Raw genomic sequence first — 14,220 nt, 5'->3', positions numbered from 1 at the left:
TACTCCGCATCCCTCTCCACGTACATAGCCATTTGCCGAGGCATCAAAGGTCTTGCATCGACCATCGGGAGATAACATTTTAGCCTGAGAGAAAATAATACTAGTCTCAGGAGATAGAAGTAGATTGACACCTCCAGCTAAAGCCAAATTGCATTCTTGTTGTCGCAGGCTCTGACAAGCTAGATGTAAGGATACCAAAGACGAAGAGCAAGCCGTTTCTACTGCCAGATTAGGTCCTGTCAGTCCCAATATGTATGATAAACGACCTGTAGCAGCGCTTGGCGCATTACCTGTACCCCAATAAGCCTGTGGTACTTCACTGGTTGCCAGCTGATTTAAATAATCACTACTACCAATGCCAATAAATACTCCTGTGAGACTATTAAACAATTGGTCAGGGACTATGTTCGCTCTTTCTATTGCTTCCCAACTTACTTCCAGCAATAAGCGTTGTTGGGGGTCTAGACTTTGAACTTCCCGGGGTGAAATGCAGAAAAATGGAGCATCGAAACCATCTATTTGTGAGAGAAAACCACCGTCACGAGTAGAAATTTTGCCCGTAGCATCCGGGTCTGGGTCGTAGTAGTTATTAATGTTCCATCGGTTTGAGGGAACTTCAGAGATAGCATCAACCCCATCATTGAGTAGTTGCCAGAAGGATTCTGGGGAGTCTACTCCACCAGGAAAACGACAACTCATGCCAATTATCGCTATGGGTTCCTTGCTTTGAGTTTCGTATTTTTCTAGTTTGGAGCGTGCATCTTTAAGGGCTATAAGCGCTCTTTGTAAGGCTGAGAGTGATTGTTCCTTTTCTTGTTCTTGTTTTAGGTTCATGGTGTTTTCAAAGGATAAGGTTGTATTAAATTTTATAGGTATGATGTTTAGCTTCTTTACTTAAACACCAATAGCCACATCGGTTCAGATTAACTTTTCTAATGCTTCAATTTCTTGCAAAACTGATGCTTCTAGTTCAATTTCTGAAAGTTCAGTGATATCTGATAATTGGGATGAGCCGTCCGCCACAACATCTTCTTCATCTAGTGCTTTTTCTGTTTGGTCTAGATGAGAAGAGAAATCTATCGGCATGACATCATTGGCTAAATACTCTACCAATGCTTCTACTGTAGGATAATCAAATAACAGTGTTGAACTTAAACTTGTTCCTAAGCTTGACTCCAATCGATTTTTTAATTCTACTGCTGTCAAAGAATCTAATCCTAAGTCAAATAAAGGTTGACGCATGCCGATCTTTTGTGTATCTTTCCAGCCTAATGTTTTAGCGATCGCTAAGCGAAGGTGAGTTGTTAATAGCTCGTGACGGTCTGAAACCAGTGCTGCTTCTAGCTCTTCTCTAAATGCCGACTTTTGAGTTAATGATGGTGTTTGGGAAATGAAATCCGACAAAAATGGTATCTTTTGTCCACCAGGAAACTGCCTGATAAATTGTGACCAATTAACCGGGAATACCCCCACTTGGCTTTGAGATTCTGATAATAATGACCCCAATGCCTGCATGCCCCTTTCTGGCTCTATGGCACTTAAGCCCATGCTCTCCATCCGTTGCTGATTTTGAACTGCTAAACTAGCGGCCATGCCTGCTGATGCCCAAGCTCCCCAGTTGATACTCAATCCTGGCAGTCCCATACTGCGACGATAGTGAGCTAGGGCATCCATAAACCCATTCCCTGCAGCATAATTGCTTTGACCTGGTGAACCCAACATAGAAGCTATAGACGAAAAACATACAAAGAAGTCTAAGGGGAAATCTTTGGTTAGTTGATGCAAATACCAAGTTCCTTGGACCTTTGGTGCCATTACCTTGGTAAACTGTGACCAACTCATATTTTGTACTAATGCGTCATCTAACACCCCGGCAGAATGAATTACTCCTTTGAGGGGGGGTAATGATGCCTGAATTTGCTGGAAAATTTTCGCCAGATCTTCTCGTTGAGAAACATCCCCCAGTAATACACTCACAGAGGCTCCAGCTGTTTCCAACTCCTCAATAATTTTTTGTGCGGTTTCCTTCGGAGCACGACGTCCAGTTAAAACGATATTTCTTGCTCCTTGAGTTACCATCCATTGGGCTACTTCCAATCCTAAGGCTCCTAATCCTCCAGTGATCAAATAACTTGCGTCTGCTGTGATAGATTTGGGCTCACTTTGGGCTTCTGGCATGGAAACCACTACCTTGCCTACATGTTTAGCTTGCTGCATGTACCGGAAGGCTGCTGTAATTTCTGTACTAGGAAATACTTTATGAGGTAAGGCTTTGAGTTTTCCTTGGTTCCACTGCTGGGTTAATTCTTCTGATAGTTGCCCAATTAAACCCGGTTGCTGTTGGACTGCTTCTTGTAAATCAAAGGGGAAATAACTCACATCTGGTCGTTTTTCCTTGACTTGCTCTTTTTCCCAAATTCCGATTTTGCCGATTTCCACAAATCTGCCTTTTGGGGTTAATACTGCCAAGCTCTGGGGAATATACTCTCCGTTGAGGCTATTGAGCACGACATCTACCCCTTCTCCTGCCGTGCGTTTCATGATTTCCTCGGCAAAATCTAGGGTGCGGGAGTTCATAATGTGTTTAATGCCCAAAGATTGGAGAAATTCCCATTTGCTTGGACTAGCTGTGGCAAAGATTTCTGCTCCTGCAACTTGGGCTATTTGGACTGCCGCTTGCCCTACTCCACCAGCTGCTGCATGAATTAATACTCGCTCTCCTGGTTGAATTTTGGCTAAGTGCTGCAACCCGTATTGGGCAGTTAGGAATGTCAAGGGTAGAGTCGCCGCTTCGCTGAAACTCATTTGTTTGGGCTTGGCTACTACATACTCTACTGAGGTGGTAATGAAACTGCTCAAGCCATCGTGCAAGAGTAATCCTATTACTTCGTCTCCTACTTGCCACTGTGAAACTTGTTCTCCTACTGCGGAGATTTTCCCAGCACATTCAAAGCCGAATGTTAGTTGCTCTGCGCTAGTAATGTTAAAGTGTTCGGCATAGTAGTCTTTGAGTAATCCGAGGGCATTGAGCACGTCTCGGAAGTTTAGCCCCACCGCTGCTACCTCAATTTCTACTTCATTTGCCAAGGGCGTTTTCCGCTGCATTGGCTGCCAGTTGAGGTTGTCTATGACTCCGTATTCTGACAGTTTTAATTGCACCGGTTGGTCTGCTGAGGTGATTTGGTTTTGCTGTGGTTTTTGTACTAGTCTGGCTACATAGCGACTTCCTTGACGTATCGCTATTTGGTCTTCTACATCTTCTGATAAGAGTTCAGCTACTAGGGAGTCTAATATTTGAGTCTGCTCTAAGTTTGGGTCACAATCTAGGCGTTTACATCCTAATTCTGGGTGTTCTTGGGCAATGACTCGTCCTAGTCCCCATAAGCTTCCATACTCAGGGTTGATTACTTCTGAGTCTGAGATTACCCTTTGAGTTCCTCGGGTGACTAACCACAGTTTTGGGATGGTTTCAGGTTTGCTGTTGATAATTGCTTGCACTAAATGCAGCACTGTGGCACAACTTTGTTCTTGAACTGTTTGTATTTCTAGATTGTCTTTGCTTTCGCTCTCCTGCACTCCCCACAGATACACAATCCGAGTAATCCCTGAATTTTCTGCTAGCAGCTGTTGAAATTGTTCTATACTGGTGGGATTGATTTGATAGTGTTGCTGAGTTAGTTTCTTATAGGTATCTCCTGGTGAGACTCTGATAGACTCGTGACTTTTGCGTTGTAGTGCTTCTACCAGTTGAGTATCCTGTGCGAAAACTAACCATTTGTCAGTTGCTGATGATGGGGTAGTTGATGGTAGGGGTTGGGTTTGCCAGTTGATCTGATAAAACCAATGGCTAATATCTGGTTGCAGGCTTTTCAATAGGGCATCGGCTGTAGTTGCCGTTACTCTTAATCCCTCAATTTCTGCCAGGAGACTTCCCTGATTATCTACTAATTTAATACTTCCTTTTAAAGTCTTTTCTGGTATTTCTACTATCGCCCATACTTGAGTTATTGTCTGACGATACTGTTTTAATTTGTCTATTCCTACTGGCAGATAGGTTTGCTCATTTGTTTCTGTGTTGCCTATAGCATGACCTAGGATTTGTAGAGCAGCATCTAATAGGGCTGGATGTAACTGATAGTCTGTTGCCTGTCCTGCTATTTCCTCTGGTAAGGCTATTTTCCCTAGGGCTTTCCCTTGACCTTTCCACAATTGTTTGATTCCTTGGAAGCTGTTGCCGTAGTCTATCCCTCTTGACTTAAATTGTTGATAATGTTGTTGGATGTCTATTACTTGACTACATTCTCTCTGGTATTGCTCTAGGTCAATTTTGGCTTTGGCGTTGGTAGTTGAGTCTAAAAATATTTTACCTTCGGCATGCAATGTCCACTGGTTTGCCTGTTGATTGTCACCTTCTGATGTACTAAATATCTCAAGCTTATAGCTATTGTTTTCTAAGGTGCTGATTACTGTTTGTACTGTCTTTATGTCTGTTTCTGGTATAACTAACCCTCGCACTATGGTTACATCAGAAACTACGACTTGCTCTCCAGTCGTTAACAAATTTTTCCCAACTGCAGCGGCTATTTCTAAATAGCCTGTGGCTGGAAAGAGCACCTTGTTAAATACTTGGTGGTGACTCAGGTAGGCTGGAGATTCTGCTGTTAGGTATGATTGAAAACGATGTTGATTTTCTATTCCTGCTAGGTTGAGTTTTTCTCCTAGTAACGGATGCAGGTTTTTGGCGGTTGACCCATAGGGTTTTGGTTGGTAGCCATTTTGAGTTTCTACCCAATACCTTTCTCTTTGGAAGGGATAAGTGGGCAATATTACTTTCTCCCGGTTATAGTTTTGGTCAAATTTAAACCAATCTACTTTAGCTCCCTGCACATACAACTGTCCTAAACTCGAGAGCATCTGCTGCCATTCATCCACTCCCGGACGTAATGAGGGCAACCACACACCGATCTCTTCCGGTAGACATTGACGCCCCATACCTAACAAAATTGGTTTAGGTCCGATTTCCAGGAATAATTCAGATCCTTCCTGGTGCAGAGTTTTCATGCTCTGGACAAATTGCACTGGTTGGCGCACATGATTTACCCAATATTTGCCTGTCGCTATGCTATTGTCCGCTTTTGTGCCTGTGACATTCGATATTAGTGGTATCCTTGGTTGATTGTAGGTGAGTTGATTGGCTATATCTTCAAACTCTGCCAACATAGGTTCCATCAATGGTGAATGGAAGGCATGGGATACCTGTAGTTGTTTAGTTTTGATGCCAACGGATTCGAGGTGAGTGGCGATCGCTCCTACTGCTTCTGCTTCCCCAGAAATGACTGTGCTTTCTGGTCCATTAATGGCTGCGATGGCTACTTTTTCTGACCGGGACATTGCCTTCAAAGTCTCTAGTACTTTCGACTTTGATGCCATCACTGAAACCATTGCTCCGCCCGCAGGTAATTTCTGCATCAAAGAGCCCCTAGCAGCAATTAGTTTCAGGCCATCTTCTAAGCTGAATACTCCTGCTACGGTTGCAGCTACATATTCTCCGACGCTATGACCCATCACCACATCTGGTTTGATGCCCCAGGATTGCCAGAGTTTGAAGAGAGCATATTCTATGGCAAATAGAGCTGGTTGGGTATAAGCTGTTTGGTCTAATAGGGATGAATCTGATAAGTCGTCTGCTGGATAGAGAATTTCTCGTAATGACCTGTTTTGGAAGGTTTCTAAGCTACTGAGAATTTCCTCACATTGATTAATCGCTTCCCGGAAGGCTGGTGCTTGTTGATACAACAGCCTTCCCATGTTGACGTATTGGGAACCTTGTCCTGTGAATAAAAAGGCGATTTCAGGAACTGTACTATTGTTGAGCAGTTCTTCTGAGTAGATCCCAGCTACCTCTTCTCCCCGTTGCTGTTGTCGAAGTTTTTCCACTAATTCTTGTTGGTTAGAGGCAACAACTGCTAGTCTGTGGTTGAAGTGGGTACGCCCTGTATTCGCTGTATAGCAAATATCAGCTATTATTAATTCTGGATGGGTTTTGAGATAATTTTCATAACTACTGACCAACTCATCAAGAGCTGTTTGAGTTTTAGCTGAAAGAGTTAATAGATGAATAGGACGTATTGGTACATCTTTTCCGTTGCCGGTTGCCTTTCCCCCTTGGAGGGACAAAGAGGAGATTTGCCTGTTGCCTTCTTTTGGTGCCTCCTCTACAATCACATGAGCATTAGTTCCACTCAGACCAAAGGAGCTAACTCCCGCGATTCTAGTTTTATCCCCCCGCAACCAAGATCTTGCTTCTGTCGGCACTACTACGGGTATCTCTTCCCAAGGAATTCGTTGATTAGGCTGTTTTAGATGAAGATGAGGAGGAATCTTTTCATTCTGTAAACACAGAATAGTCTTGATTAATCCAGCAATTCCTGCTGCTCCCTCTAAGTGACCAATATTCGTTTTGACAGAACTAATAATGATGGGTAGATCCTGAGGACGATTCTTACCATATACATTGACCAAAGCTTCCACTTCAATCGGATCCCCAAGAGGGGTCCCAGTTCCATGACATTCTATGTAGTCTACCTGAGAAGCCTCAACCTTACTATTAGTTAGAGCTTGTTGTATCAAGGCTTCCTGAGCTAAGCCATTGGGCACTGTCAACCCACTACTCGGACCATCATGATTGACTGCAGAACCTCGTATAAGAGCTAGAATTTGGTCTCCGTCAGCTTGTGCTTCTGACAATCGTTTGAGAACAACTACTCCACATCCCTCTCCTCGTCCATAGCCATCAGCACTCTCATCAAATGTTTTACAACGGCCATCTGGTGAATTCATCTTAGAGCGAGACTGTATTACACTCCCATCGGGAGTGAGCATAAGATTTACCCCACCCACTAAAGCAATGTTGCACTCCTGGTTGCGTAGACTCTGGCAAGCCAGATGGCAGGCTACGAGGGAAGAAGAACAAGCTGTTTCCACACTTAAAGTTGGTCCTTGCAGTCCCAGGGTATAAGCAATCCTTCCAGCTCCAAGAAAAGAGCCATTGCCGGAGGCAGTGTGCCAATCCGCAGGATTTGTTGCCAACTGCCCGTAGTCATGGTTCATCATGCCGACGAAGACTCCTGTTTGACTACCTCTGAGAGCAAGGGGAGACAAACCTGCGTATTCGAGGCTCTCCCAACAAACCTCCAAAAGTAATCGGTGCTGAGGATCCAGCTTCTTGGCTTCGCGAGGAGAAATTTTGAAAAACTCAGGATCGAACTTATCTACATCCGTGATGAAATTGGCAAAGCGGGTATACATTTTGCCTGTGGCATCAGGATTTGGATCGTAATACTGCTCAATATCCCAACGTTCTTTCGGCACCTCAGTGACTGCATCCATCCCTTGTTCCAGTAACTGCCAAAAGACTTCAGTATTCGGTGATTTGGGAAAGCGACACCCTAAGCCAATAATAGCAATGGGTTCTGTATTGGCTTGCTCGATAGCTTGCAGTTTAGTTTTAGCATCCCGCAAAGCAAGAAGCAAACGCTTAGAAGATGAAAGCTGTTCAGATGATTGAGAAGTCATTTTACTTACCTTAGCCTTTTCTTAATAAAACTTCTAACTCTTCCAGTTCCTGAGAAATAGAGGTCTCGACCTGATCTTGATCCATGTTATCAAGATCAGATCTCATCTCAATTGGAGTCTCGACAGGACTATTGTCCTGAATGTCAATGCCAACATTATCTAGTTGTAAGACGTCTTGAGCTAGGTAATCCACTAAATCATCAATAGTGTTGTAATTGAACAAAGTGGTTGCTGACAAGCGACACCCCAAACTTGATTGCAAGCGATTCCTGAGTTCTGTCAGCATTAATGAATCTATTCCTATATCAAACAATCCAACCTGAGAATCTATTTGCTCTGGATCTGCAATCCCAAGTATTTGAGCAACCTGCGAACGAACTTCCTTAGTCAGTAGCTGGCGACGTTGTTCAGGGGAGACAGCTTCTAAGTGTTTAATAAACCATCCTTCCTGGGATGATTTTGACTGAGAAGGAGCCAAATCCTTAAGCATTGGCATTGTTGTTCCTGCCTGTACCTCGAACCACTGTGACCAATTAATTGGCATCACGCCAACTTGAGGAACTTCGAGTTGTAACAACTTTTCCAAGGCTTGCATTCCTTCATTAAGGCTAATGGATTTTAACCCTGAGTTATGCAAGCGATCTAAGTGCTCATCCCCTAACTTAGCTGCCATGCCTGCTGATGCCCATGGTCCCCAATTAATGCTCAATCCTGGTAGTCCCATACCACGACGATAATTAGCGATCGCGTCCATAAAAGCATTAGCAGCAGCATAGTTTCCTTGACCTGGTGAACCCAACATCGAAGCCATAGATGAGAAACAGACAAAGAAATCTAAAGGTAAATCTTTAGTGAGTTGATGCAAATGCCAAGTTCCTGCTACTTTTGGTGCCATAACTTTCGTAAACTGCTGCCAACTTAGATTTTGCAGTAAGCTATCATCTAATACCCCGGCTGCATGAATTACTCCTTTGAGTGGTGGCAATGAGTCTTGAATTTGGTTGATAATCCTCACGGCATCTCTTTGCTCTGATATATCTCCTGACCAAACACATACTTGACTATCAAGTGCTTCTAAGTTCTCAATGATTTCCCTGGCGGTTTCGGAGGGGGCACTACGTCCAATTAAGACTAGATGTTGAGCACCTTGAGCAACTAACCATTGAGCTACCTGTAACCCTAATGCACCTAAACCACCAGTAATTAGATAACAAGCTTCTGATTGAATTGACAGTTTTTGTGAGCTTAATTTGTGCTGTTGTTGTCGTACTAATCGGGCGACATAACGAATTCCCTGACGAATTGCAATCTGGTCTTCATAATTATTAGACAACAGTTCGTCTACCAACTTGGGAATAGTCTCAGCAAGAGGAGATTTGGAATCTAAATCAACCCTGCAACAGTTTAATTCTGGATGTTCCAGACGAATAACTCGTCCTAGTCCCCACAGAGAGCCGTGGTGGGGTTGGCTCACTTCTGATTCATCTAATACACTCTGAGTTCCTTGAGTAACTAACCACATTGGCATTACATGAATTAGTCCAGTTTTAATTAAGGCTTGCACTAAATGTAGTACCGTACCAGAACCTAATTCTTGGGCTGTTTCTATATCTTTGATAACTACAGGATCACTGGTTTCATTGATACCCCATAAATGCACAATACCTTTGATGTCAGCATTGTCTTGCAGTAGTTGTTGGAATTGTTCAGTAACAGTGGGATTGATTTGATAATGTTGAGCATCTATTTCTTGATAATCTGAACCTGGAGATACCCAAATACAGTTGTGTCCCCTCTGTTGCAACTCCTCTCCAATAAGCTCTGTCAATTCATTCGTCAGTGCAAATACTAGCCAATTACTTGTTTGCTTTTCATTAGATTGGGAACTTAAGAGTAGGGGTTGGGATTGCCAGTTTATTTTATAAAACCAATGACTCAAATCTGCTTCCAGAGTCATCAGCAAGGTATCTGAATTAGCTTTCCTACCTTCAAAACCAATAACCTGAGCAACTAGCTGCCCATGTTGGTCAAACAATTGTATATCGGCTTTGAATTTTTCTCCTGATTGTTTATCTTTCGAGCCACAGGTATAACACCAAAGCAGCTCATTATCAGAACTATTATAGAAAGTAAATTTATCTATACTGAATGGAACAAATGTTTCATTTTTATTGCCAGATTGATCTAAAACAAGTGCGATTATTGATTGAAAGCACGAGTCAACTAGAGTCGGATGTAGTTGATACTTTGTTGCATTCAGAATAGTTTTTGGGACTTTCATTTGACAAAGAACTTCTCCCTCTCCCAACCATACTTGCTCTATCCAACGGAAACTCTGTCCTAAGTGAATCTGTCTATCCCAGAGATGCTGGTAAATTTCTGCACTATCTATTTTTTTGCTACATCTGGCTTGAATTTCTTCTAGAGGTATTAGTGATTGCTCAGCATTAGCAACAGACAATTTCCCTGTGGCATGAACTGCCCAGTCACTGATGTGACTCCCATTGTTTGAAACTTGATTAATCTGTGATTCTAAAGAGTCGTCAAAGCTAATCACTTGAAATGAAAAAGAGTTATTTTGCGGTGTCAAAACTACCTGAACTGTTCGCACCCCTTGTTCCGGAATTGCCAGTGCTTGAGGAAACAGAATATCCTCGATTTGACATTCGGTTGCGGCAAAGGTTAAAGATGCCGCTGCTAACAAGAGGGAGATATGACCGGCACCAGGAACTACCACTTGTTCATACACAATGTGGTCAGCTAAAAATGGCAGATTTTCAGTGCTAAAATGAGACTCAAAAAAGATTTCTTTGGATAAGGGAGATTGAAACTTGTGATTAATCAGAGGGTGGAGTTTAGTTGCATAGATTGCTTTTCCATCCCAATCATTAGCCGTTTCTACCCAATACCTTTTACGTTGGAAGGGATAAGTTGGTAAAACAATTTTCTGGTGGTTATAATCTCTGTCAAATTCTGACCAATTGACTTGAACTCCATGTACATACAACTGTCCTAAAGTCGAGAGTATCTGTTGCCATTCATCTACCGCAGGACGCAAAGAAGGCAACCAGACACCTACCCCTTCTGGCAGACATTGATGTCCCATGCCTAATAATATTGGTTTGGCTCCTATTTCTAGGAATATTTCTAAACCTTGTTGGTGCAGGGTTTCCATACTAGCAGCAAACTTTACGGGCTGGCGTATATGATTGACCCAATAGTTGGCTGTGGTAATACTATTGTCTACTTTTGTGCCTGTAACATTAGAAATTAGTGGTATTTTTGGTTGATGGTAGGTAACTTGATTAGCTATAGCTTCAAACTCTGCCAACACCGGTTCCATTAATGGTGAATGAAAAGCATGGGATACTTGTAGTCTTTTAGTTTTGACTCCCTCTGACTCTAATTGATTGACAATAGCTGCAATAGCTTCTGTTTCACCAGAAATAACCACACTTTCTGGTCCATTAATTGCAGCTATTGCGACCTTGTCTGTGTAGGGGGTAATCAATTCACGAACTTTTGACTCCTTAGCTATGACTGAAACCATCTCACCATCAGAGGGTAACTGTTGCATTAACCTTCCCCTAGCTGCAATGAGTTTTAGACCATCTTCTAAACTAAAAATTCCTGCTATTGTTGCTGCTACATATTCTCCCACACTGTGACCCATTACCGCATTGGGTTTAATTCCCCAAGATTCCCATAACTTAGCCAAGGCATACTCTATAGCAAATAAGGCGGGTTGGGTATAAGCTGTTTGGTCTAGTAGAGAGGAGCTTGATGATGGTGCATTTTGAGGATAGAGAACTTCTAAGAGTCGATATTCCAGATAGGACTCTAAAATTTGGTCACATTCTTCCAAAGCTTTACGGAAAGTCGGCTGAGTTTCGTAGAGTTGCCTTCCCATATTCACATACTGGGAACCTTGACCAGTGAACAAGAAAACTATTTTCGGTGGATTTTTGCTAGCATGTCCAGAAAATAGTCCAACTACTTGCTCCCCAGTTTCCTGGTAATGTAGTTTTTCTACTAGTTCTTTGCGGTCAGCAGCAATAACCGCTAATCGATGTTTGAAATGAGCTCTTCCTGTGTTGGCTGTGTAACAGACATCTGCGCTGGCTAGTCCTTGATTAGTTTCGAGATAGTTAGAATAAAGAGTTACTAAATCTTCGAGAGCTTTTGCAGTCTTAGCTGATAAAGTTAGCAGATGTAGGGGACGCTTATGAGCGCATTCACTCTTACTTTTTGGAGAAGGAGCTTCTTCGAGCACTATATGAGCATTGGTGCCACTAATAGCAAAAGAACTCACTCCTCCCACCCGTTTGCCACCGGGTGAAGACCAAGGTGTCAGTTGAGTGGGAACTTCTAGTGGTATATTCCCCCAATCAATATAGGGGTTGGGATGATTAAAATTCAGTGATGGTGCGATTTTTTGATGTTGCAGTTGTAGAACCACTTTAATCAAACCAGCAATTCCCGCTGCGGCTTCTAGGTGACCGATATTGGTTTTAACTGAACCAATCCTCAAAGGATGTTCTTGGTTATGTCCCTCCTCAAACACCGTGCCTAAGGCTCTAACTTCCATCGGATCCCCTAAGGAAGTTCCTGTACCATGAGCTTCCACATAACCTACCTGAGATGGTTCTATTTTGGCTGCTTTGAGAGCTTGTTGAATAAGCTGTTCTTGGGCTAGTTTATTAGGTACTGTCAGTCCACTACTAGGTCCATCATGATTAACCGCTGAACCACGAATCACTGCCCAGATTTGGTCACCATCTTTAAGAGCATCAGACAGGCGCTTAAGTACTACCATGCCACATCCCTCTCCCCTGCCATAACCATCAGCAGCAGCATCAAAAGTCTTACACCTGCCATCCGGTGATAGAGCCTTCAATTTTGATAGTGCGGTGGTAACGTGAGGAGAGAGCATCAGTTGTACCCCTCCTGCTAAAGCCAGATTAGACTCACCCCGACGTAGACTATGGCAAGCCTCATGTATAGCTACCAGAGATGCTGAACAAGCTGTATCTATTGCTAAAGATGGACCTTGCAATCCCAAGAAGTAAGATAGCCTACCTGCGGCAAAACAAAAGCCATTGCCTGTAGCATCGTAAGGGCTGATATTTTCCAGTTGGTTAAAGCCCAAATCAGCATAATCGTTTTGACCAATACCTAGAAACACTCCTGTGTGGGTATTTTCTAATTGTTGGGGGTTAATTCCCGCTCTTTCTAAAGCTTCCCAAGTTACTTCTAAAAGAAAACGTTGTTGTGGGTCAAGGCTATGGGCTTCTCTCGGAGAGATGCCAAAAAACTCAGGCTCAAACTGATCTACCTGATCCACTAAGGAAGCATGACGGATATACATTTTCCCTGGAGTATCAGGGTCAGGATGGTAAAAATAATCTGGATTCCAGCGTTCAGGTGGAATTTCTCTAACTCCATCTTCACCATTAGCTAACAGTTCCCAGAAGCTTTCTGGAGTGTTGGCATTTCCTGGGAATCGACAACCAATACCAATAATGGCAATAGGTTCACTTTTGGCAAGTTCCATCATCTCCAACTTAGCTTCTGCTTGCTTTAGCGCCAGAAACATCTGTTTGGATAATGATAGTTGCTCTTTGTTGGTAGTCGGTTCCATGAATTTTTATCCTTGACTTATTATTTGACTTTTTGATTAATTCAACTGTCCTTATTTCAGCAGTTTATCAAAGCATACTATTAATTTTTTCTAATTGTTGAGCTGCTAGTGCTTCAAATTCCTCTTCTGAGATATCTTCGATAACTTGCAAAATCTGCTCATCTACATCTACCTCTTTTCGTTCAGGTAAATTCCTCTCGGAATCTGCTACTGATTTCCATCCCATGACTTCTTCAAATATATACCGAGATAGTTTGTCAATTGTGGGATATTCCATAGCTACTGTCCCAGGTAAGGTAATCCCTAGTTGAGCTTGTAATCGATTCTTTAATTCCACTGTTGTCAAAGAGTCCATCCCCATTTCCATAAAGCCCAAATTGATTTCTGGTAATTGAGATGAACTTAAGCCTAATACCTTGGCTACTTGCCCTCGAATGTGTTCCTTTAGAATTTCCTTACGTTCGCCTGCTGATGCCTTATCTAATTGATCTAAAATTTCTCGTTCTAGCTTCTGCTTCAGAATATCTTGTTGCTGTAATTCATCTTGGTGTAATAGTTCCTGTAGTAATGAACTTTTATTTAGATTACTCCACTGTTGTGCCAATAATGACCACTCTACAGATATTACACCAATTTGTCCAGTTAGAGTTTGATTGGCTAACAGTTGCTCCAAGGCAGACATTCCTTGTTCGGGGGCAATATCATTAACTCCACTGGTATGGATGCGATTTTGATGCTGAGCCGCTAAATTATTCGCCATTCCTCCAGACGCCCAAGGACCCCAGTTAATAGTTAATCCAGACAATCCTCTACTTCGACGATAGTTAGCCAAAGCATCCATAAAGGCATTGGCAGCAGCATAATTTCCTTGACCTGGTGAACCGATTAAGGAAGCTATTGAAGAGAAGCAGACAAAGAAATCTAACGGTAGCTCTTGGGTAAATTGATGTAAATGCCAAGTTCCTCCTACCTTTGGTTCCATTACTTTGGCAAAATTCTCCCAA

Annotated in this window: 4 protein-coding genes; all 4 read right to left on the bottom strand. The window is 42.7% G+C overall.

The annotated features are described in order from the left end of the window. Positions 1-834, bottom strand: an 834-nt coding sequence (locus F6K52_RS19815; RefSeq protein WP_293081349.1) for a polyketide synthase, incomplete at its 3' end; no start/stop codon positions are given. Positions 835-918: 84 nt separating this feature from the next. Further along, entirely contained in the window at positions 919-7,575 is a 6,657-nt protein-coding gene (locus F6K52_RS19810; protein ID WP_293081347.1) for a type I polyketide synthase, read from the bottom strand. Between the two features lie 10 nt (positions 7,576-7,585). Continuing rightward, entirely contained in the window at positions 7,586-13,216 is a 5,631-nt protein-coding gene (locus tag F6K52_RS19805) for a type I polyketide synthase (protein ID WP_293081344.1), read from the bottom strand. A 67-nt stretch (positions 13,217-13,283) separates the two neighbouring features. Continuing rightward, positions 13,284-14,220 (bottom strand): beta-ketoacyl reductase (locus tag F6K52_RS19800; protein WP_293081341.1); only part of this gene is annotated, 937 nt, incomplete at its 5' end.

The sequence above is a fragment of the Moorena sp. SIO3H5 genome (assembly GCF_010692395.1).
In the GTDB taxonomy this organism is placed as follows: domain Bacteria; phylum Cyanobacteriota; class Cyanobacteriia; order Cyanobacteriales; family Coleofasciculaceae; genus Moorena.
The sequence above is the reverse complement of the archived record's forward strand: the minus strand, read 5'-3'. Positions and strand labels throughout refer to the sequence as shown.